The organism is Leclercia sp. Marseille-Q4284 (genome assembly GCF_916618945.1).
GTDB lineage: Bacteria > Pseudomonadota > Gammaproteobacteria > Enterobacterales > Enterobacteriaceae > Enterobacter > Enterobacter tamurae.
Genome location: NZ_CAKAKG010000001.1, coordinates 3,017,909 through 3,039,044 on the forward strand (window position 1 = coordinate 3,017,909; position 21,136 = coordinate 3,039,044).

Consider the following 21,136-nt stretch of genomic DNA (forward strand, 5'->3'; position numbering starts at 1 on the left):
GCATCAGGCGTGTTACCAGGTGTATTTCACACCGAGGTTGGCACCCCAGTTTTGATCAACATCACCACCACCAAGGTAAGTGGCATCAGTGTAGGCACTGAAGTTTTTGGTGAAGCTAAACTGCGTACCCAGGCCCACACGTACCGCGGAACCTTTCACACCGTTATCGATGTTGTCACCGTTAACGCTGGCATCTTCACCGGCGTCGTCATAAACGTAGGCCAGTTTGAAGAACGGTGTCAGCGCCTGATCGTCGCCGTAACCGAAGGTGTAGCCCGCGTCGAAACCGGCTTCATAACGCATGCTGTCGTAAGACTGGCTGCCCACGCGCAGATCGTTGCTCAGGCGGTAATCATCACCTGACTGGAACAGGCCGGAGATGGCAGCATACGGCGTGAGGTAACCGGCAGTATTCGGTTTCCAGTCGTAGCCCAGCTTCAGCCCAAAGCCCCAGGCGTCAGTCGTGGTGTTGCCATCAACGTATTCGCCCGTGCTCATGTTGGCAGAGAGATCGTTATTGAAGCGTGAGTAGCTCAGGGAGCTGTCGATGAAAACATCGTTAGCAAAGCGTGCCGCGGAGTAGAGCATCGCGGACTGGCTGTCCTGATCCACCTGGCCGCTGCGATCGTTCATATCGCCTTTGGCAAAGCCGGCTGCCGCACCGAAGATCCAGTCGGCGTTGTTGCCATCAATATGGGTATCGAGACCCACCATGATGCCGCTGACGTCCTGATCGTAGTGGATAGTGCCGTTATCGCCGTCGAAATTGCCGCCGAAGACATTCACCCATGCGCCACCGTTGTCCGCCAGGCCGTGACGGCTGTTGGTCAGACGGTTAGCCAGTGCATCCTGCTGCAGATGCCAGATATTGGTGTTGGCAGACGGAATGCTCAGCGCCATGTTGGCGTAATCGGTCAGGCGCTCCTGATGCAGCACCACGGTGTCGCCCTGCTGCTGCGCCTGGTAAGTGTAAGCCCCGAGATCCGCTTTGTTGGCCGCGGTGAAGCTGGCCTGGGTATCAGCGTTGTTATCGTAAATACGAACGATCTCTTTGTTTTTATAGTCGGCAACGGAACCGGCCCCGGTCGCATTATCCAGACGGACTTTGTAGTTACCGGAGACTTCACCGTTCACCGCCAGATGACCATCCGAGTTCAGGGCGATGGTCCCGAAGTCGTACTCTGCCTGGTGGATATCGTTGGTGATATAGCGGGCATTGTTCAGATCGGAATTGAACACGTAATCGCGGCTGGCCACGTTCAGCACACCGCCGTCGGTCAGCACCAGTTTATGGGTGTCGACCTGGCCCAGACCCAGCGCCAGCTCTGCACGGTTATCCACGGTAATGGTGTTGGCGTACAGCTCCGCTGTTTCCTGAGTCAGGGTGGTCAGACTTGAACTGTCGAGATACAGGCTGTCGGTTGCCACACCGCCGGCATCGCCGATATTCATGGTGGAGGCGTTGGTCAGCGTGATGCTGTCAGCCAGCAGGCTGGAGCTCTCTACGTTCACCTGCGAACGGTTGTTGACGGTCAGGGTGTCGATGTTGGACTGCTTACGGGTATCCCATTCGGAACCGTTATCCAGCGCAACGTTGAAAATCCCGCTCTGATAAACCTGGTTGCCCACCAGATGGCCGTTGCTGTTGAAGGTGGAGCCTGGCCAGATGCTGTTCGGTACCAGGCTGTGCCAGTCGACGCTGCTATAGCCGAGGCCATACATATCAGCAGGTCCAATCGCTTCGACGCTGGAAACCGCCGCACCGACCCACTTGCTGCCGTTGGTCAGGGTCAGATCCAGTCTGTCAGTCCCGTCCCAGCCGTTGGTGGTTGGGTTGTAGACGCCGTCAGCGGTGGTGTCGGTGGCCGGATCGCCATCCGGATAGAAGTTATTGTCGAAGGTGCTGCTGAACAGCACATCACCGGTCAGGGTGGAGTGATCGAAGGTAGCCGTGGTGCGCATGGCGTTATCCGCGCTGCCGGCCGCCACGATCAGCGCCGCATCATCCAGGGCGGTGGCTGCGCTTTCGCCGTAATCGCTCGGTTTCGCCGACTGGCCATAGAAACCGCTGGTGCCCAGATCGCTATAAGCACCGGAAGTGACCACGGAATCGTTCACCTGCAGGGTATTGGTGAAGACATGGCTGTTATCTTCGATGCCGGTGACCGCGTCATATGGGGTGTTATCCAGCTGGTGATAGCCCTGAGTCAGGGTGATCCCGGCGATGCGGGAGTTGTTCTGGATAACGATGTCAGATTCCACGTCGAGGGTAATGGCGTTGCCCAGCGCGTGAGTGTCCCAGTACTGGGTGGTAGTGGTGGAGCCGTTCACCACGTCATAAGCATAATGCTCATAGGTGTCGTTGATGGTGGTGTTGTCCACCGTCAGTGCAAAACGATCGTACTGTTGATGCGTCGTGCCGTCGGTATTCAGGCCGCCGGCACATTCGGTGGTCATGCACTCGGAGGTGATCATCCCGTTAATGGTGCTGTTGGCGATCGACAGGGCGTTGGCCCGACCGCCTGCGCCATCATCCAGGTAATAGGCTGAAATCACGCCGTTCACCGTCGACTTATTGATGACGGGATAGATATCGCCATCATGGGCCGCAGAAGAGTAATTCCAGTCGGTATATCCGTTATACCAGGCCGAGGTGGCAGTATTATCGTAACCGAAGGTGTTGTAAGTGCTACCAGAAATATCTTTTGCATTGGCCTGAGAAGCGATAGCCAGCGTGCAGGCTAATGCAAGTTGAGATACAACAAGTTTCTTTTTCCATGTTTGCATTGGGTCATCCCTCCTCAGGGACGTAAGCAAGTTTGTCCGTAAATACAGTGCAAATATATTGCGAGGCGAATTATGCAGCCTCAAAACAAAATGGTTCAATGAATCCAGCAATTATGTCCGGAAACAGACGGAATAAGTTAAATACTTTTTGAAATATAAAAAATAATAAAAAAATAAACCAAATACAATAGGTTATACCCATTCGAAAGCAAACATATTGGAGGTGAAAGATCATTGAAAGTTATAAAACAAAAGCAAATAAGAGATTAAATAAATAAGTAACAACGCGCACATAAAAATAGAATCCCGCCAGGTTAGGATGTTACCTGGTCCCGATATATCTTTGGGGCAGATTTATCTTAGGTAAATAGAGCGTAAAGTTATTTCAGACGATAAAATGAAACCCGGAAATAAGGCCAGACTATCCTGCCCCGCATTCTGCGGGCTAAACGACAACTTTAGTAAAACAGTCGACGGGCGTTTCGGGTACACTGGCCCTCTTTGATTCACACTCGTCAGGCATATCATGAACGATTTAATTGCTCGTCCCCGTCGTCTGCGCAAATCCCCGGCTCTGCGCGCGCTTTTTGAAGAGACAACACTGACCTTAAACGATCTGGTGTTGCCGATTTTTGTTGAAGAAGAGATTGATGACTACAAAGCCATCGAGGCCATGCCGGGCGTCATGCGTATCCCGGAGAAACACCTGGCGCGCGAAATTGAGCGTATCGCCAACGCCGGTATCCGGTCGATCATGACCTTCGGCATCTCCCACCACACCGACGCTACCGGCAGCGATGCCTGGAAAGAGGACGGTCTGGTGGCGCGCATGTCGCGCATCGCCAAAGAGACGGTGCCAGAGATGATCGTCATGTCCGACACCTGCTTCTGCGAATACACCTCCCACGGCCACTGCGGCGTGCTGTGCGATCATGGCGTGGATAACGACGCAACCCTGCTTAACCTCGGCAAACAGGCCGTGGTGGCCGCCGCCGCAGGTGCTGACTTTATCGCCCCGTCTGCCGCAATGGACGGCCAGGTGCAGGCCATTCGCCAGGCGCTGGACGCCGCGGGCTTCACCGATACCGCGATCATGTCCTACTCCACCAAATTCGCCTCCTCCTTCTACGGCCCGTTCCGTGAAGCAGCGGGCACCGCGCTGAAAGGCGATCGCAAAACCTACCAGATGAATCCGCTGAACCGTCGGGAAGCGATCCGTGAATCGCTGCTCGACGAAGCCCAGGGCGCCGACTGCCTGATGGTGAAACCGGCCGGCGCCTATCTGGACATCCTGCGTGATATCCGCGAGCGCACCGATCTGCCGCTGGGCGCCTATCAGGTGAGCGGCGAGTACGCGATGATCAAATTCGCCGCCCAGGCGGGAGCGATCGACGAAGAGAAAGTGATCCTCGAAAGCCTGGGGGCGATCAAACGCGCGGGCGCGGATCTGATCTTCAGCTACTTCGCGCTGGATCTGGCCGAGAAGAAAATTCTGCGTTAATCCGTAGTGCCGGGTGGCGGCTTCGCCTTACCCGGCCTACGACAAACCTTCACCACACTGCAATACCACCGACATCTGGCGCTTCTACTGTCTGAACAGGACAGCAGGAGGTGCCACTATGTTTAGTCTCGACAGCGTTCTCGATGACCTTTGGCCGCAGGCGAGGCCTACACCCTGGCAAAAAAGGCTGTTAAAGAAGTTATTCCACGAAGAGGAGTTCCGGCAGTTTGCCGCCGACCACCGCCACCTGAAAGGGCTGGATATGGTGGAACAGGTTCTGGACCATCTCGATATCCTCTGCACCATTCCCGCTCACGACCTCGAACAGATCCCCGCTCACGGCCCGTTAATTGTTATGGCTAACCACCCTACCGGTACGCTGGATGGACTGGCGTTGCTGTATGCCGTCTCCCGGGTGCGCCGGGATGTGAAAGTGGTGACCAACCGCATGCTGACGCATCTGGAGCCACTGAGCTCGCTGTTTATTCCGGTGGACAACATGGGCGGGCGGACGGCGAAATCCTCGTTCACCCTGATGGAGCAGCACCTGCAAAACGCCGGGGTGCTGATCTTCTTCCCGGCGGGGGAAGTCTCCCGCCCGACGCGCACCGGGATCCGCGATAAAAAGTGGCACCCCGGCTTTATCAAGCTGGCGGGCAAATTCCGCGCGCCGCTGCTGCCGGTCAATATCGACGCCCGCAACAGCCTGCTGTTCTATGCCAGCACCCTGCTCTCCCCGAACCTGTCGATGCTGCTGCTGATGCAGCAGATGTTCCGCCGCCGCCACAGCCGCCTGCCGGTGAAAATCGGGCAGCAGATCGGCTGGCAGAACGGGTTCAGCCCCACGCTCTCCCCGCGGGAGATGGCCGAGCAGTGCCGCCAGCACGTGCTGCGTCTCGGTAAGGGGCTTCCGGGGGTATTCAAAACCGAATCCGCCATTGCCCGGGCGGAAGACCGGGCGATCCTGAAGCGCGAGCTGGCGCAGGCGGAATCGCTGGGCACCACCGCCGATGGCAAAACCATCTATTTGTGGCAGCGTAACGGCCAGGAAGAGGCACCGATCCTGCGCGAGCTGGGACGTCTGCGGGAGATCGCTTTTCGCGCGGTGGGAGAAGGCAGCGGCAAGCGTCGGGACACCGACAGCTTTGATGATGACTATCTGCACCTGATTTTGTGGGATGACGAGGATCTGGAGATCGTCGGCGCCTACCGCTTTATCCCGACGGCAATGCGGGAGCCGGAGGGGCTCTACAGCTACAGCCTGTTCCACTACGACGATAAAATGCAGGACATCCTTGAGCACGGCATTGAACTGGGGCGCAGCTTTATTCAGCCGCGCTACTGGGGACGGCGCGGACTGGATTACCTGTGGTCCGGGATTGGTGCTTATCTGGCGCGCTATCCGCACTATCGCTACCTGTTCGGGCCGGTCTCCATCTCCGGTGGGTTACCGCCCGCGGCGCGGGATCTGCTGGTGGCCTTCTACCGGCTGTGGTTCCCGGCAAGCCATCCGCTGGCCGCCTCGCGACGCCCCTATCCCGCCTCGTTACCCGAGGTGCTGGCGCAGTTTGGTGGGGAAGATTACGTGGAGGATCTGACCCGGCTGAAATCGCTGCTCGGCAATCTGGGGTGCGGCATCCCGCCGCTCTACAAGCAGTATTCCGAGCTGTGCGAGCCCGGTGGGGTGCAGTTTATCGATTTCGGCAGCGACCCGGCGTTCAACAACTGTGTGGACGGGCTGGTGCTGGTGGATCTCTGTTATCTGAAAGCCAGCCGTTATCAGCGGTATATCGAAGCGCATTTAACACCCTCACCCTAACCCTCTCCCTGAAAGGGAGAGGGGACAGTCAGGTGCCGTATGTGAAGATGAGCACGTACAGCTTTTCTCCCTCGCCCCTTTGGGGAGAGGGCCGGGGTGAGGGGATCAGCCCGCACGGAAGAAAGGTTTATCCCCCAATATCGTTGCCCGGTGCATAATCCGTCGCTGCGGCAAGTAATCGGCATTGGCGTAATGCTGCGTTACCCGGTTATCCCAGATCGCCAGATCGTTCTCCTGCCAGCGCCAGCGCACCTGGAACTCCGGTTTGGTAACGTGGGCAAACAGGAACCCCAGCAGCGCCTCGCTCTCTTTCTCGCTCAGATCCACAATCCGCGTGGTGAAGCCCTCGTTGACGAACAGCGCCTGCTTGCCGCTAACCGGATGGGTACGCACCACCGGGTGCAGCAGCGGCGGATGTTTCGCCACCGCCTCCAGCCAGCGCTGGTGCTCCTCTTCCGTTTTACGGTACTTGTACTCCTGGAAGGATTTTTTGAAATCATGCTCCGCCCGCAGGCCGCTCAGCAGCTGCTGGAACGGCGCGGATAACGCCTCAAACGCCGCTATCCCGCTGGCCCACAGAGTGTCTCCCCCGCTCTCCGGCAGCTGTTTGGCCGCGAGGATCGCCCCGGCGGGCGGCGTCTCAATAAAGGTCACATCGGTGTGCCAGTTATCGTTGTCCGGCGGATTATCGTTGTGGGTATCGAGGACGATGATCTCCTCCACCCCTTCCGCGTGCGGATAGACCGGGTGGATATGCAGATCGCCGAAACGGAGCGCCAGGGCGCGCTGCTGCTGCGGGGTGATCGCCTGCTCGCGCAGGAACACCACCTGATGGCGCAGCACCGCATGATAGAGCTGCTCAAACTGGTTATCGCTTAATGGCCGGGTCACATCCAGGCCAGAAATCTGTGCGCCAATGTACGGCCCCAGCGGGGTAATGGTCAGACGTTCACTCATTGTATCTCTCCATGCCAGGGCGTCAGGCGACGCTGAAGTGCGCGCAGCCCCAGTTCTAATCCGAAGGCGATCACGGCGATCACCATGATCCCTGCCAGTACCACGTCCGTCGCCAGGAACTCCCCCGCCGACTGGACCATAAAGCCTAACCCGCGCGTGGCGGCGATCAGTTCTGCCGCCACCAGCGTTGACCAGCCGACCCCGAGCCCGATCCGCAGCCCGGTGAGGATCTCCGGCAGCGCGCCGGGTAAAATCACAAACCACAGCACCTGGGTGCGGCTGGCACCCAGCGACTGTGCCGCGCGGATCCGCATCTGCTGGGCGCTTTTAACGCCGGCTACCGCCGACATCGCCACCGGGGCGAAAATCGCCAGGTAGATCAGCAGGATCTTGGAGGTCTCGCCGATGCCAAACCAGATCACCATCAGCGGCAGATAGGCCAGCGGCGGTACCGGACGATAAAGCTCAATCAGCGGATCGAGGATCCCGCGCACCGTCGGGCTTAAGCCCATCGCAATCCCCACCGGAATACCGAGGATCACCGCCGCCAGCAGCGCTACCAGAATGCGCCCGAGGCTGGCCGCCAGATGCTGCCACAGGGTGGCATCCATAAACCCTTCCGGACCGGCAATGGTGAACAGTTTCACCAGCACCTGACCCGGCGGCGGCAGGAACAGGGGGCTGATCCACTGCGCCGCCGCTACGGCCCACCACACGGCCAGCAACACCAGCAGGGTGCTGACGCTGAGGGTTAACTGGCGGGAAAAGGGCCAGCGCAGGGTCAGGCGTTTGCCCGCCGTTTTGTCATTCACCACAATGCTCATGAGAAGGCCTCCCGCTGTTCAAACACGCGGCTCAGGACGTATTCACGTCGGGCGATAAAATCAGGATCGGACTTAATGCTGCGCACCGGCTCCCCGGCGACATAGCGGCGGGCAAAGTTGAGCGGCAGACGCTCCAGCACCCGGCCCGGCCCCGGCGAGAGCAGCACCAGCTCGGTGGCCATAAACACCGCTTCTTCGATGTCATGGGTGATCAGCAGCACCTGCTTGCCGGTCTCGTGCCACAGGCGCAGGAGCAGGGTTTGCATCTGCTCGCGGGTAAAGGCGTCCAGCGCGCCGAAGGGTTCATCCAGCAGCAACAGCTGCGGATTCGCCGCCAGCGCCCGGGCGATGCCGACCCGCTGACGCTGGCCGCCGGAAAGCTGCCAGATAAAGCGTTTTTCCGCCCCTTCAAGGCCCACTTTTTTCAGCATCTCCCGGGCGGTGGCCAGCCGCGCTTCCCGCGAGGTGCCCGCCAACTGCAGGCCGAAGGCGACGTTCTCCTGCACGTTACGCCACGGCAGCAGCCCTTCGTTCTGGAAGACCACGCCGCGCTCGGCACCGGGCCCCTCCACCTTTTTGCCTGCCAGTTGAATGGTGCCGTGCTGATAGGGTACAAACCCGGCGATCAGATTCAGCAGCGTGGTCTTCCCGCAGCCGGACGGGCCGAGGACTACCAGCAGCTCGCCGCTATCCAGCGTCAGGTTGATATCCTCCAGCGCAGGCTTGCCAGCGTAATCAGCGTACAGATTTGTAATATTCAGCATCCGCTCCCCCTTACTTCACAAAGCGATCGGTCACGTACTGGCTGTAATCCGCCGCCACCGCGGGCACTTTGCCCTGCTCTTTCAGGAAGCCAGCAGTATCAACAATCGCTTTATTCACCGGGCCCGCCAGCTGTTGCAACTGCTGGGCAGGCGTCAGGTAGGTATTGCCCTTCACCAGCCCCGGCACGTCGGCCTCCGGCACGCCGCTCAGGCGGGCGAGTTTCTCCAGGTTGGCAGGCTGTTTCAGCCACTCATCCGGGTTGGCAATGTAGGGCTGCTGGGCGTCGATGGCGCTTTTGGCGAAGGCTTTCACGATCTCCGGATGCTTCTCGGCAAAATCTTTGCGCACCACCCAGACGTCGAGGGTTGGCGAGCCCCACTGGCCCACCTGGGCGGAGTCGGTCAGCACGCTGCCATCTTTCTGCAGTTCATTTACCGCAGGCGACCAGACGTAGGCCCCGTCAATATCGCCCCGCTGCCAGGCGGCGATAATCGCCGGGGGCTGCAGGTTAATGATTTCCACCTGCCCCGGCTTGATCCCCCAGTGTTTCAGGGCGGCGAGCAGGCTGTAGTGGGTGGTGGAGATAAAGGGCACCGCGATGCGTTTGCCGATCAGATCCTCGGGCTTAGTGATGTTTTTCTTCACCACCAGCGCTTCGGAATTGCCGAGCTGGGAGGCCAGCAGGAAGACTTCGATCGGCACCTGCTGACTGGCAGCCACCGCCAGCGGGCTGGAGCCGAGGTTGCCAATCTGCACGTCGCCGGAGGCCAGCGCCCGCACGATGCTGGCGCCGCTGTCGAACTTACGCCAGTCGACTTTCGCGCCGCTCGCTTTTTCGAAAGTGTTATCCGCCTGCGCCACTTTTGCTGGCTCAGCGGAAGTTTGATACGCGATGGTGACGTCCACCGCCTGCGCCTGAACGGCCCACAGCGCCAGTGCGCCAAATAAGGTAAAACGCGATGAAATTGCCATAATGTCTGCTCCCCGAGTTGTTATGGGGGCAGTATTTCCGGCGGCGGAATTTTGATAAAGGAATTAAAAAGCATCGTTAATGCCGAATCGTTTTTAGAAAAAAAGTGGCAATAGATAGTGAATTTTGTGCGGTCAGCATTGCCCGGCGGCGCTGCGCTTGCCGGGCCTACAAAATCGCCACCCGGCATTTATTGCAATTTTGTTACATCCGTTACATAACCGCAGCCGCACAATTGCCAGCCCGACGCGGACAGGCATCATAGAGACACTATTCCGCAAAGGTATCTGAGATGATCAAAGTGGTGCTGGTAGACGATCACGTGGTGGTGCGGTCCGGGTTCGCCCAGCTGTTAAATCTGGAAGACGATCTGGTGGTCGAAGGCCAGTACAGCAGCGCCGCCGAGGCCTGGCCCGCCCTCACCCGCGATGCCGTCGACGTGGCGGTGCTCGACGTTGCTATGCCCGATGAGAACGGCCTGAGCCTGCTCAAACGCCTGCGCCAGCAGCGCCCGGGGTTTCGCGCCATCATCCTCAGCATCTACGACACTCCCGCCTTTGTGCAAAGCGCGCTGGACGCCGGGGCCAGCGGCTATCTCACCAAACGCTGCGGGCCGGAAGAGTTAGTGCAGGCCGTGCGTTCCGTCGGGATGGGCGGCCATTATCTCTGTGCCGATGCGGTGAAAGCCCTGCGCGGCGGCGAGCCGGTGTCCCAGGCGCTGGCCGCCCTGACCCCGCGCGAGAAAGAGGTGTTTGAGCTGCTGGTCAAGGGTGACAGCGTGAAGGAGATTGCCTTCAAACTCGAACTCAGCCACAAGACCGTTCACGTGCACCGCGCCAACGTGCTGGGCAAACTGCAGTGCAACAGCACCATCGAGCTGGTGCATTTTGCCCTCGACCACCAGCTGCTGACCGGCCACTGATGCGGCGCTCCCTGCGGCACATCATTCTCTCGCTGTTTATTATGCTGGCCTGGGGCACCGGCTGGCTGATGCTCTGGACGCTCAGCTTTTACCTCACCCAGAACGGACAGCAGGCGGCGCTGTTTTTACCCCAGGGCGTCTATCTGGCGCTGCTGATCGTGCTCTCGCGCCGCTTCTGGCCAGCGCTGATCCTTCCCCCGCTGGCGGCGATGCTCTGGCTGCACAGCGAACAACTCCTGACCCATCACCTGATGCTGGTGGTGCCCCTGGTGGGCACCCTCTGTGCGTGGCTGGCGCAACATTTCTGGCACCGCTTTCCGCTCTACTGGCAGCGCCTGTCGCTGCTGATCGCCGCAGTGAGCCTTAATGCCCTGCTCCAGACCCTGATCCTGGCGCCCTTTCTCGACAGCCCGACTACGCTACTGGCGCTGGCCTCCTTTACCGGCGGGGTGCTGCTGACCCCGTTCGTCTACCTGGTGTTTGAGTTTTTACGCCAGCAGCACCGCTATCATCTGCTCGGGCTCGACACCAGCAACCCGCCCCTGCGTACCTCGCTGATCATCTGGTGCAGCCTGTTTTTTATTATCGGCATCGGCACCCAGATGGTGCTCTCCCCTGCCCTGGAGCGGCTGCTGCTGATCGTGGTGTTCCTGCCCAACGTGGTGATGGCGTGGAAGTTCGGCTGGCAGGGCGGCGTGCTCTCCGGCCTGCTGGGCAGCATGATGATTACCATTGCCCGCCAGGTGGGCGTAGGGTTCAGCGACTTGCTGGAGCTGGAGATTTTCCTGGCCACCCAATCGCTGCTGGGGATCGGGCTGGGGATCGCCATCAGTCGCCAGCAGCATCTGGCGATGAACCTCGATCACTACCGCCGTCGGCTGGAGGCGGAGTTGCAGGCCCGGCGCGCGCTGGCGGAAAAGCTGATCCACACCGAAGAGGATACCCGCAAGCACCTGGCCCGGGAGCTGCACGACGAAATTGGCCAGAACATTACCGCGATTCAGATCCAGTCCCAGCTGGTGAAGCGGGCGAGCGATACCCCGCAGGCGCTGGAGGCCGCCGGGCAGATCAACGAGCTGGCGCGGCGCATCCATCACTCCACCCGTCAGCTGCTGCGTCAGCTGCGCCCCCCGGTGCTGGACGAGCTGTCACTCAATGAGGCCCTGCACCATCTGGTGAACGAGTTCGCCTTTGCCGAGCGCGGGATCCAGTGCCGGTTTGAGTACCAGCTGGCGGCCCCGCCCCAGAGTGAAACCCTGGTCTTTACTCTCTATCGCCTGCTGCAGGAGCTGCTGAATAACGTCAGCAAACATGCCGATGCCAGCGAGGTCAGCATTCTGCTCTGCCAGCACCACGACCAGCTGCGCCTGGAGGTGCGGGATAACGGCAGCGGCATCAGCCCGCAGCAGATGCCCGGTTTTGGCATTCAGGGGATGCGTGAGCGCGTGCATGCTCTCGGCGGGGAGTTAACCCTGGAGTCGCAGGGCGGCACGCGCGTAATTGTTAACCTGCCCACAGTTTTGCAACAAACACACCGCTAACCAGGAAAAAGTCTTAGTCACGCCAGACTTTCTCTCATCCCTTTTTCGTCGCGCTTTCATACAGTCATCTCAAACGGAGAACGCCATGCCCGCACTGTCAGCTGACCAGGTTACTCAACGCTATCGTCGGCTTCGTCCGCGACTGCTGATCTGCATGGTGATTGGTTACGCCGCGTTTTACCTGACGCGCAAAAGCCTCAACTACGTCCTGCCTGCATTGCAGATGGATCTGGGGCTGAGCAAAAGCGATATCGGCCTGATCGGATCGCTGTTTTACCTGAGCTACGGCCTGTCGAAATTTGCCGCCGGACTGTGGCACGACAGCAAAGGCCAGCGGGCGTTTATGGGCATCGGCCTGATGGCCACCGGGGTACTGAACGTGCTGTTCGCCTTCGGCGACTCCCTGCCGCTACTGCTGTTTATCTGGACGCTGAACGGCTTCTTTCAGGGATGGGGTTGGCCGCCCTGCGCCAGACTGCTCACCCACTGGTATTCGCGCAACGAGCGCGGCTTCTGGTGGGGGTGCTGGAACACCTCTATCAACATCGGCGGGGCCATTATTCCGCTGATCTGTGCCTTCGCCGCCCATCGCTGGGGCTGGCAGGCAGCGATGCTGACACCGGGGATCATCAGTATCGTGCTCGGCCTGTGGCTGACCACACAACTGCGGGGCACACCGCAGGAAGAGGGTCTCCCGACGGTCGGGGAGTGGCGCAACGATCCGCTGGAGTTGCGCCAGCAACAACAGAGCCCGCCGATGGGGCTGTGGCAGATGTTGCGCACCACCATGCTGCAAAACCCGATGATCTGGCTGCTCGGGGCGTCCTATGTGCTGGTCTATCTGATCCGCATCGCCCTCAACGACTGGGGCAACATCTGGCTGGCGGAGAGCCACGGGGTCAACCTGCTGAGCGCCAACGCCACGGTGATGCTGTTTGAGGTCGGCGGCCTGCTCGGGGCGCTGTTCGCCGGCTGGGGCTCAGATCTGCTGTTCAGCGGCCAGCGGGCACCGATGATTTTGCTGTTCACGCTGGGATTAATGGTGTCGGTGGCGGCCCTGTGGCTGGCTCCGGTTCATCACTACGCCCTGCTGGCGATGTGCTTTTTTACGGTGGGATTTTTTGTCTTTGGTCCGCAGATGCTCATCGGCCTTGCCGCCGTGGAGTGCGGACACAAACAGGCAGCAGGCTCGATTACCGGTTTTCTTGGCGTGTTCGCTTATCTGGGGGCGGCGCTGGCCGGGTGGCCGCTGTCACAGGTTATCGAACGCTACGGCTGGTCGGGGATGTTCAGTTTGCTCTCGATTGCCGCCGTGCTGATGGGTTTACTCCTGATGCCTCTGCTGATGGCGGGCATCACCGCTTCTCGCAGTCACATAACGTCATAACAAGGGCTGAATAATGAAAACAACGCTTCTCTCTACCCTCATTGCTTCCGGGATCGCGCTGGCCACCTTAACCGGTGCCGCCCAGGCCAAAGGCCGTCTGGTGGTCTACTGCAGCGCCACCAACGAAATGTGCGAAGCCGAAACCAAAGCGTTTGGCGATAAGTACGACGTCAAAACCTCGTTTATCCGCAACGGCTCCGGCAGCACCCTGGCGAAGGTCGATGCCGAGAAGAAAAACCCGCAGGCCGACGTCTGGTACGGCGGCACTCTGGATCCGCAATCTCAGGCCGGTGAGATGGGGCTGCTGCAGCCGTACAAATCCGCCAACCTCGAGCAGATCATGGAGAAATTCCGCGATCCGGCGAAGGTGAAAGGCAACCTCTCCTCGGCGGTCTATGTCGGCATTCTGGGCTTTGGCGTTAACACCCAGCGCCTGAAAGAGAAGAACCTGCCGGTGCCACAGTGCTGGAAAGATCTGACCAAGCCGGAATACAAAGGCGAGATCCAGATTGCCGATCCGCAAAGCTCCGGCACCGCCTATACCGCGCTGGCGACCTTCGTCCAGCTGTGGGGTGAAGATCAGGCCTTCGACTACCTGAAGCAGCTGAATGGCAACGTCTCCCAGTACACCAAATCCGGTATTGCCCCGGCGCGTAACGCCGCCCGCGGCGAAACCGCCATCGGCATCGGCTTCCTGCACGATTATTCGCTGGAAAAAGAGCAAGGCGCCCCGCTGGAGCTGATCTCTCCGTGCGAAGGCACCGGGTATGAAATCGGCGGCGTCAGCATTCTGAAGGGCGCGCGTAACGAAGAGAACGCGAAGCTGTTCGTGGACTGGGTGCTATCGAAAGAGGCCCAGGAGCTGGCGTGGAAACAGGGCAAGTCCTATCAGATCCTGACCAACACCACCGCAGAAACCTCCCCGAACTCGCTGAAGCTGGATGACCTGAAGCTGATCAGCTACGACATGGACAAGTACGGCTCAACGGACGTGCGCAAGGCGCTGATCAACAAGTGGGTCAGCGACGTGAAGATGGGTAAATAAGCCCGCTCCTGCGAACTTTTGCCGGGTGGCGGCGTAAACGCCTTACCCGGCCTACAACACCGGAATACCTATGTCACAGACACTCGCTCTTCATCCCGTGAAAAAACGGGATGCGGTCTTCCTTTGGGTTTTCGTTGGCTGGCTGGCCTTTGCCCTGCTGCCGAGCTGGAGCCTGGATTATGGCCTGCTGGAATCCACCGGGGACGAAATCCTCGCGGCCTACAGCTGGTCGCACTTCAACATCAGCTGGCTGTGGTATCTGCTCCCGAGCCTGCTGCTGGTGCGCCCGTTTAACGAGGCAAAACGCGAACAGCGCAGCCGCCACTACCTCGACGCCGGCTGGGCGCTGCTGTGCATGGCCTTTATCGTCATCAGCGCCACGATCGAAGGGCGCGGTTTAGGCTACGCCACGATCGTGCTGTTTGTGGCGCTGGGGGCGATCATGACCCTGGCCCTGACGCGCCTTGAGTGGCTGGGGGGCGACCGCTTTGTGATCGGCTCGCTGATCGCCATCGTCGCGCTGATCGGCATCTTTATCGTCTGGCCGAGCATCGCCATCTTTATTCCGATGTTCACCAACGACGCGGGGGAGTTCGCCCCGCTGGCGTTTATGAATGTGCTGTCGCAGTCGCACATCATTCAGGTAATCATCAACTCGATCCTGCTCGCCATTGCGGTGGGGATCGGCTGCACCTTCTTCGGCCTGGTGCTGGCGATCTACACCACCCGCATCGCGAAACGCAGCGCCATCATTGGTCGCATCTTCTCGATCCTGCCGATCGTCACCCCGCCGTTCGTGGTGGGTCTGGGCGTGACGCTGATGATGGGGCGCTCCGGCTACGTTACCGAGCTGATGGTCGACTGGTTTGGCCTGACCAACACCAACTGGCTGTACGGCTTTACCGGCATCTGGCTGGCGCAGGTGCTGGCCTTCACCCCGATGGCGTTTATGATCCTCGACGGGGCGATCAAGACCATTCACCCATCGCTGGAAGAGGCCTCCTATACCCTGCGCGCCAGCCGCTGGCAGACCTTTAACGGCGTCTTTGTCCCGCTGCTGAAACCGGCGCTGGCCAACGCCTTTTTGATCGTCATCGTCCAGTCGCTGGCGGACTTCAGTAACCCGCTGGTGCTCGGCGGTAACTTCGACGTGCTGGCGACGCAGATCTACTTCTACATCACCGGATCGCAGCTCGATTACCAGGCCGCCAGCACCCTCGGGGCGTTCCTGCTGCTGTTCTCGCTGCTGGTGTTCTGCATCCAGTACATGTGGATCGGCAAACGCTCCTACGTGACGGTGTCCGGCAAGTCCTATCGCGGCGACGTCCAGCCCCTGCCGGTGACCCTGGTGTGGGGCGTCGTGGCCCTGCTGACGGTGTGGATCGCCTTTAACGCCCTGCTCTACGGCAGCATTTTCTACGGCAGCTTCACCGTCAACTGGGGGGTGGATTACACCCTGACGCTGGATAACTTTATCAAGCTGTTCGGCCAGGGGATGAGCGACGGCGCATGGCCTTCGCTGTTGGATACCCTGCTGTACGCCGGGATCGCCGCACCGATCACCGCCGGGTTTGGTCTGCTGATCGCCTGGGTGGTGGTGCGCCAGCAGTTCAGGGGCAAAAAGACCATCGAGTTCACCACCATGCTGTGCTTCGCCGTACCGGGCACCGTGGCGGGCGTCTCCTACATTCTGGCCTTTAACAGCGCCCCGGTGTACCTGACCGGCACTGCCGCCATCGTCATTATCTCGATGGTGATGCGTAACGTGCCGGTGGGCATTCGCGCCGGGATCGCGGGCCTGGGCCAGATCGACAAATCGCTGGATGAGGCCTCGCTGAGCCTGCGTGCCGGGTCGCTGCGCACCATTACGCACATCCTGCTGCCGCTGCTGCGCCCGGCGATTCTGTCGGCGCTGATCTACAGCTTTGTGCGGGCCATTACCACCGTCAGCGCCATTGTGTTCCTCGTCACGCCGGATACCCGCGTGGCTACGGCCTACATCCTGAACCGCGTGGAAGACGGCGAATACGGCGTGGCGATCGCCTACGGCTCGATCCTGATTGTGGTCATGCTGGCGATCATTTTCCTCTTTGACTGGCTGATCGGTGAGGCACGTATCTCCCGCTCCAAAGCCAAAAACCAGGCGTAACACTATGACTCAGAAACATTTCGTTGAACTGCGTAACGTGACCAAGCGCTTTGGCGCGAACACGGTGATTGAAAACATCAACCTGGCGATCCCGCAGGGGCAGATGGTGACCCTGCTCGGCCCGTCCGGCTGCGGTAAAACCACGGTGCTGCGTCTGGTGGCCGGGCTGGAAAAGCCCACCGACGGGCAGATTTTTATCGACGGCGAGGACGTGACCCACAGCTCCATCCAGCAGCGTGATATCTGCATGGTGTTCCAGTCCTACGCCCTGTTCCCGCACATGTCGCTGGGCGAGAACGTCGGCTACGGCCTGAAGATGCTCGGCGTGCCGCGTGCAGAGATCAAAACCCGCGTCAAAGAGGCGCTGGCGATGGTGGATCTGGAGGGCTTCGACGATCGCTATGTGGATCAGATCTCCGGCGGCCAGCAGCAGCGCGTGGCTCTGGCCCGGGCGCTTATCCTCAAACCGAAAGTGCTGCTGTTCGATGAGCCGCTGAGTAACCTCGACGCCAACCTGCGCCGCAGCATGCGCGACAAGATCCGCGAGCTGCAAAAGCAGTTCAACATTACGTCGCTGTACGTGACCCACGATCAGAGCGAGGCCTTTGCGGTCTCCGACACCGTGCTGGTGATGAACAAGGGCAACATCATGCAGATTGGCTCGCCGCAGGATCTCTATCGCCAGCCGGCCTCGCGCTTTATGGCGAGCTTTATGGGGGATGCCAACCTGTTCCCGGCCAACTTCAGCCACGAGTCTGTGGCAATTCACGGCTACCGTCTGCCGCGCCCGCTGCACTTTGCTGCGCAAGGTACTGGCACCGTCGGTGTGCGCCCGGAGGCGATCACCCTGAGCCAGCACGGCGAAGAGAGCCAGCGCTGCGTGATCCGCCACGTCGCCTATATGGGGCCGCAGTACGAGGTGATTGTGGAGTGGCACGGGCAGGAGATTTTGTTGCAGGTGAACGCCACAAGGCTGCAGCCGGACGTCGGGGAAGCGTATTACCTGGAGATCCACCCGTACGGGATGTTTGTTTTAGGTGATGCGGCGTAAAACGGCACTGTTTTGCTCCCTCTCCCTGTGGGAGAGGGCCGGGGTGAGGGCACCAGACCGCACCCTCTAATTTCTTGTTTTGCGAGGCCGCTTCCGGGAATAACCCTTGTTGCAACAGGGCTATCACAGTATCGTTTTCCCACGCCTGCAAAATCAGGCGTCGGGATTAGCCTCCTGGACTTCATACTGGCGACATGTGTTTAATATGTCGTGCGTACGGTTACACCTCAATGGTGGGCCGGACGGGGGCATCGTAAGATGCGCCGGTTTCCAGTATGGCCGGTAAGGCTAACTCCGTTCGGCACCACCACCCGCGAGATTAGCCTCTCCGGTGGTGGTTCAAACACTACATACTGGAGGATGCCTTTATGGCGACGACCCTAACCCATACTCATGCGTTATTAACCCTGCCCTTCAATCACAGCACCGTCTTTACAGAGCTGGCGGACAACTGCGAGCGCTTTATGGATGCGCTGCTGGAGTGCGATGTGCCCGCAGAGAAAATCGCCCTGTACGGACGGCTTGCGGCCTGTCTGGCACTGCTGCAACCCACGCTGCTTGAACCCATCCCGGAGGCGTTAAAAGCGAGCCTGACGGTAGAGGATTTCCCGATACGCTCAAGATGCCGCGCTGGCTCAGAACCGATGAAGGAGTGATTGAACTGCTGGCGTAAGCAGTGGTGCGGTGATTGATGCCCGGCGGCGCTGCGCTTGCCGGGCCTACGGTTCGTGCATTTTGTCGCCTTTCGTAGGCTGGGTAAGGCGTAGCCGCCACCCGGCACAAAATCAGCGCTGCGCGTTCAACTCCGCAATATCCTTCGGCGTCGTGCGGCAGCACCCGCCGATCAGCTTCGCGCCTGCTGCTAACCACTGCGGCAGATACCCCGCCAGCGTTTCGCACGCTTCACCGTGGTGATGCCAGGTTTTGCTCACCGCATCGTAATGCTCGCCCGAGTTCGGGTAGACCACCAGCGGCAGCGCGGTCAGGCTTTGCAGATGTTGCAGCGCGGCGGTGGTGTTCTCCAGCGCGATACAGTTAATGCCCAGCGCAACAACCTGCGGATAGTTCGCCAGCACCGACACCACGTCCCGCAGCGGGGTGCCATCGCTCAGATGCTCGCTGTCGCGCAGGGTGAACGAGAACCACGCCCGGGCACGCGGGTATGCCACCAGCAGATCCGCCAGAGCCTTAATCTCAGCAAACGACGGCAACGTTTCGCAGGCCAGCAGGTCGGCACCGGCATCCAGCAGCGCTTCCACCCGCGGACGGTGAAACGCAGCAAACACCTCAGCGCTGCGCACATAGTCGCCGCGGTATTCCGACCCATCGGCCAGATACGCGCCATAGGGCCCGACCGAACCGGCGACCAGCAGCGCACCGGCCTGTGGGTTTTCAGAGAGATACGCTTCCCGCGCCTTGCGCGCCAGCTCCACGCTTTTACCGATCAGCGCCCGGGACTGGGCCTCGTCAAGCCCACGGGCGGCAAACCCGTCCGGCGTGGCCTGATAGCTGGCGGTGATCGCCACCTGCGCCCCGGCGCGGAAGTAGTCGAGATGCACGTCGCGGATCAGCGCCGGGTTTTCCATTAACACTTTGGCCGACCACAGGCTGTCGGCGAGATTGCAGCCGCGCGCTTCCAGTTCCGTTGCCATCGCCCCGTCCAGCACCACAAACGGCTGGGTCTCAAGGAGGGCGGTAAGCGGATTATTCTGCGACATGTTCAGGCTCCTGCGTTTTCATATTTTGAGTAAAGTAGTACGCACCGTAGCACAGCGCCACAAACGGCAGGCCACAGTAAAGGGCGATGCGCTGGCTCGGGTCAAAGGCCAGGCCAATACAGGCCACCAGACACAAGACAAAGCCCAGCACCGGCACCAGCGGGTACCAGGGGGCGCGGTAGTGCAGATCGCTAAGGGGCTTACCCGCCTGCAGATGACGACGGCGGAAGACAAAATGCGAGGCGCAGATGCTGATCCACACCGCCACCACCGCAAAGCCCGAGATCGCCGACAGGGCGACAAACACCGTGTCCGGGGCCACTACGCTTGAGAAGAGCGCCAGCACGCCGCCGAGCATCGACACCGACAGCGCGGTGAGCGGTACGCCGTTTTTATTCACTTGGGCAAAGCAGCGCGGCAGGGTGTTCTCGTTCGACAGCGACCACAGCATGCGCCCGGAGGCGTACAGCCCGGAGTTGGCCGCCGAGAGGATCGCCGTCAGGATCACGAAGTTGACGATATCCGCGGCATACGGAATACCGACCTTCTCAAACACCAGTACGAACGGGCTTTTTTCCACCCCTGCCTGCTGCATCGGGATCAGCGCCGCCAGCACAAAAACGGTGCCGATAAAAAAGATAATCAGGCGGGCAATGGTAGTGCGAATGGCGACAGGGATCACCTTGTGCGGGTTTTCGGTTTCACCTGCCGCTATGCCAATCAGCTCGGTGCCGGAGAAGGCAAAGTTGACCGCCACCATGGTCATCAGGATCGGCAGCCCGCCGTGCGGGAACCAGCCTTCGGCGGTGATGTTGCTCAGCCCCGGCGCGGGGGAGCCGTCCTGCATCGGGATAAAGCCAAAGATAGCCGCCCCGCCGAGGATAATAAAGGCGATGATGGTGATGACCTTCACCAGCGAGAACCAGAACTCCCCTTCAGCAAAGAAGCGGGTCGAGATGACGTTGAGGGCGAAAATGACCGCGCAGAAGACCACGCACCACACCCAGACCGGCACCTGCGGGAACCAGTACTGCATGCAGAATCCGGCGGCGGTAAAGCTCGATCCCAGCGCCACCGTCCAGGTGAGCCAGTAGAGCCACGCCACGGTGTAGCCGGTCGCCGGGCCGAGATAGCGCGTGGCGTAGACGTGAAAGGCGCCGGTCTCCGGCATCGCCACGGAGAGTTCGCCGAGGCACTGCATCACCAGCCAGACCACCAGCGCGCCAATCAGATAGGCCAGCAGCGTCCCCGCCGCCCCGGTGGTGGATATAATGTAACCCGTATTGAAAAACAGCCCGGTGCCGATCACGCCGCCGAGGGAGAGCATGATCAGGTGGCGGGTCTTCATGGTGCGCTGTAGCTGCCCGTTTTGTTCTGTTTGCATATCACCTTCTATACGTATGGACATCTAAACATCCAAAAGAAGGTGTTTTTATACCGCGATTGTTAACAAATTGCTAGCCATGCACCAGACGAAGTCGAGCGCGACGAGCGCTCAGCCGGGGTCGAGCCGTGTAAATAACGTATAGATAGGGTCGCCATGCCATAAGAGACCTCCTGCAAGCCGATACGTAAAGCATGTACCGCGCCGGTCGCCCCGTCGGTCAAACGAAAGTGGTATCTGTTTTCTCTCACTAAACTTTAGAGAGCGTCGCGGCCTGTTGCCCGGCGGCGCTGCGCTTGCGCGGGCCTACTAATCC

The 21,136-nt window shown here is 59.9% G+C and carries 15 protein-coding genes and 1 pseudogene; 9 read left to right on the forward strand and 7 right to left on the reverse strand.

All coding sequences use genetic code 11. From position 1 onward, the window contains the following. Nucleotides 1-12 precede the first annotated feature (12 nt). Nucleotides 13-2,787, reverse strand: coding sequence for an autotransporter outer membrane beta-barrel domain-containing protein (locus LG383_RS14275; protein ID WP_166181687.1), 2,775 nt, complete (start codon nucleotides 2,785-2,787; stop codon nucleotides 13-15). A gap of 526 nt (nucleotides 2,788-3,313) precedes the next feature. Between LG383_RS14275 and hemB the strand changes: the two genes are divergently transcribed. Further along, a complete protein-coding gene (gene hemB, locus LG383_RS14280; protein ID WP_106992090.1) occupies nucleotides 3,314-4,288 on the forward strand; it encodes a porphobilinogen synthase in 975 nt (324 codons plus the stop codon). Nucleotides 4,289-4,406: 118 nt separating this feature from the next. Further along, the gene (locus LG383_RS14285; protein ID WP_225759423.1) at nucleotides 4,407-6,107 is read left to right on the forward strand and encodes a lysophospholipid acyltransferase family protein; all 1,701 of its coding nucleotides are present in this window, start codon (nucleotides 4,407-4,409) and stop codon (nucleotides 6,105-6,107) included. A 105-nt stretch (nucleotides 6,108-6,212) separates the two neighbouring features. Here the strand turns inward: LG383_RS14285 and tauD are convergent, their stop codons facing one another. From tauD to tauA, 4 genes are read right to left on the reverse strand one after another with little or no spacing between them, the layout of a single operon-like run. Next, nucleotides 6,213-7,064, reverse strand: coding sequence for a taurine dioxygenase (gene tauD, locus LG383_RS14290; protein WP_106992088.1), 852 nt, complete (start codon nucleotides 7,062-7,064; stop codon nucleotides 6,213-6,215). Then, nucleotides 7,061-7,888, reverse strand: a complete 828-nt coding sequence (gene tauC, locus LG383_RS14295; RefSeq protein WP_225759424.1) for a taurine ABC transporter permease TauC — start codon at nucleotides 7,886-7,888, stop codon at nucleotides 7,061-7,063. The genes tauD and tauC overlap by 4 nt, the downstream gene beginning before the upstream one ends. Further along, nucleotides 7,885-8,652 carry a taurine ABC transporter ATP-binding subunit gene (gene tauB / locus LG383_RS14300; protein ID WP_106992085.1) on the reverse strand — a complete coding sequence of 256 codons (768 nt, stop codon included), beginning with the start codon at nucleotides 8,650-8,652 and terminating at the stop codon, nucleotides 7,885-7,887. Before tauB ends, tauC begins: the two co-directional genes overlap by 4 nt. 10 nt (nucleotides 8,653-8,662) lie before the next feature. Beyond that, nucleotides 8,663-9,625, reverse strand: coding sequence for a taurine ABC transporter substrate-binding protein (gene tauA, locus LG383_RS14305; RefSeq protein ID WP_225759425.1), 963 nt, complete (start codon nucleotides 9,623-9,625; stop codon nucleotides 8,663-8,665). 290 nt (nucleotides 9,626-9,915) lie between these two features. Here tauA and LG383_RS14310 point away from each other — a divergent pair, with 290 nt between their 5' ends. The 7 genes and pseudogenes from LG383_RS14310 to LG383_RS14340 all read left to right on the forward strand — a co-directional run. Then, on the forward strand, nucleotides 9,916-10,545 hold the full coding sequence (locus tag LG383_RS14310) for a response regulator transcription factor (protein WP_166181682.1): 630 nt from the start codon (nucleotides 9,916-9,918) through the stop codon (nucleotides 10,543-10,545). Beyond that, nucleotides 10,545-12,086 (forward strand): MASE1 domain-containing protein, encoded by a 1,542-nt coding sequence (locus LG383_RS14315; protein WP_225759426.1) that lies wholly within the window; start codon nucleotides 10,545-10,547, stop codon nucleotides 12,084-12,086. The genes LG383_RS14310 and LG383_RS14315 overlap by 1 nt, the downstream gene beginning before the upstream one ends. Before the next feature lie 85 nt (nucleotides 12,087-12,171). Then, nucleotides 12,172-13,473, forward strand: a complete 1,302-nt coding sequence (gene uhpC / locus LG383_RS14320; RefSeq protein WP_106992081.1) for an MFS transporter family glucose-6-phosphate receptor UhpC — start codon at nucleotides 12,172-12,174, stop codon at nucleotides 13,471-13,473. Nucleotides 13,474-13,486: 13 nt separating this feature from the next. Further along, nucleotides 13,487-14,518: an ABC transporter substrate-binding protein gene (locus LG383_RS14325; protein WP_106992080.1), complete on the forward strand. Its 1,032-nt coding sequence runs from the start codon at nucleotides 13,487-13,489 to the stop codon at nucleotides 14,516-14,518. Nucleotides 14,519-14,588: 70 nt separating this feature from the next. Next, on the forward strand, nucleotides 14,589-16,667 hold the full coding sequence (locus tag LG383_RS14330) for an iron ABC transporter permease (RefSeq protein WP_106992079.1): 2,079 nt from the start codon (nucleotides 14,589-14,591) through the stop codon (nucleotides 16,665-16,667). A gap of 4 nt (nucleotides 16,668-16,671) precedes the next feature. Continuing rightward, nucleotides 16,672-17,718: a ferric ABC transporter ATP-binding protein gene (fbpC, locus tag LG383_RS14335; RefSeq protein ID WP_225759427.1), complete on the forward strand. Its 1,047-nt coding sequence runs from the start codon at nucleotides 16,672-16,674 to the stop codon at nucleotides 17,716-17,718. Nucleotides 17,719-18,086: 368 nt separating this feature from the next. Continuing rightward, nucleotides 18,087-18,335: pseudogene (locus LG383_RS14340) on the forward strand (hypothetical protein); the annotation flags it as partial. A gap of 168 nt (nucleotides 18,336-18,503) precedes the next feature. Here the strand turns inward: LG383_RS14340 and mmuM are convergent. Continuing rightward, nucleotides 18,504-19,436: a homocysteine S-methyltransferase gene (mmuM, locus tag LG383_RS14345; protein ID WP_225759428.1), complete on the reverse strand. Its 933-nt coding sequence runs from the start codon at nucleotides 19,434-19,436 to the stop codon at nucleotides 18,504-18,506. Next, complete coding sequence (gene mmuP, locus LG383_RS14350) at nucleotides 19,423-20,820, reverse strand: S-methylmethionine permease (RefSeq protein WP_225759429.1); 1,398 nt, start codon at nucleotides 20,818-20,820, stop codon at nucleotides 19,423-19,425. The genes mmuM and mmuP overlap by 14 nt, the downstream gene beginning before the upstream one ends. Nucleotides 20,821-21,136: the final 316 nt, after the last annotated feature.

What these genes read in the sequence shown, in the direction of transcription:
- LG383_RS14315 (WP_225759426.1), top strand. Translation starts at nt 10,545, where the DNA reads ATGCGGCGCTCCCTGCGGCACATCATTCTCTCGCTGTTTATTATGCTG.
- uhpC (WP_106992081.1), top strand. Translation starts at nt 12,172, where the DNA reads ATGCCCGCACTGTCAGCTGACCAGGTTACTCAACGCTATCGTCGGCTT.
- tauD (WP_106992088.1), bottom strand. Translation starts at nt 7,064, where the DNA reads ATGAGTGAACGTCTGACCATTACCCCGCTGGGGCCGTACATTGGCGCA.
- tauA (WP_225759425.1), bottom strand. Translation starts at nt 9,625, where the DNA reads ATGGCAATTTCATCGCGTTTTACCTTATTTGGCGCACTGGCGCTGTGG.
- mmuM (WP_225759428.1), bottom strand. Translation starts at nt 19,436, where the DNA reads ATGTCGCAGAATAATCCGCTTACCGCCCTCCTTGAGACCCAGCCGTTT.
- LG383_RS14330 (WP_106992079.1), top strand. Translation starts at nt 14,589, where the DNA reads ATGTCACAGACACTCGCTCTTCATCCCGTGAAAAAACGGGATGCGGTC.
- mmuP (WP_225759429.1), bottom strand. Translation starts at nt 20,820, where the DNA reads ATGCAAACAGAACAAAACGGGCAGCTACAGCGCACCATGAAGACCCGC.
- LG383_RS14325 (WP_106992080.1), top strand. Translation starts at nt 13,487, where the DNA reads ATGAAAACAACGCTTCTCTCTACCCTCATTGCTTCCGGGATCGCGCTG.
- hemB (WP_106992090.1), top strand. Translation starts at nt 3,314, where the DNA reads ATGAACGATTTAATTGCTCGTCCCCGTCGTCTGCGCAAATCCCCGGCT.
- fbpC (WP_225759427.1), top strand. Translation starts at nt 16,672, where the DNA reads ATGACTCAGAAACATTTCGTTGAACTGCGTAACGTGACCAAGCGCTTT.
- LG383_RS14310 (WP_166181682.1), top strand. Translation starts at nt 9,916, where the DNA reads ATGATCAAAGTGGTGCTGGTAGACGATCACGTGGTGGTGCGGTCCGGG.
- LG383_RS14285 (WP_225759423.1), top strand. Translation starts at nt 4,407, where the DNA reads ATGTTTAGTCTCGACAGCGTTCTCGATGACCTTTGGCCGCAGGCGAGG.
- tauC (WP_225759424.1), bottom strand. Translation starts at nt 7,888, where the DNA reads ATGAGCATTGTGGTGAATGACAAAACGGCGGGCAAACGCCTGACCCTG.
- tauB (WP_106992085.1), bottom strand. Translation starts at nt 8,652, where the DNA reads ATGCTGAATATTACAAATCTGTACGCTGATTACGCTGGCAAGCCTGCG.
- LG383_RS14275 (WP_166181687.1), bottom strand. Translation starts at nt 2,787, where the DNA reads ATGCAAACATGGAAAAAGAAACTTGTTGTATCTCAACTTGCATTAGCC.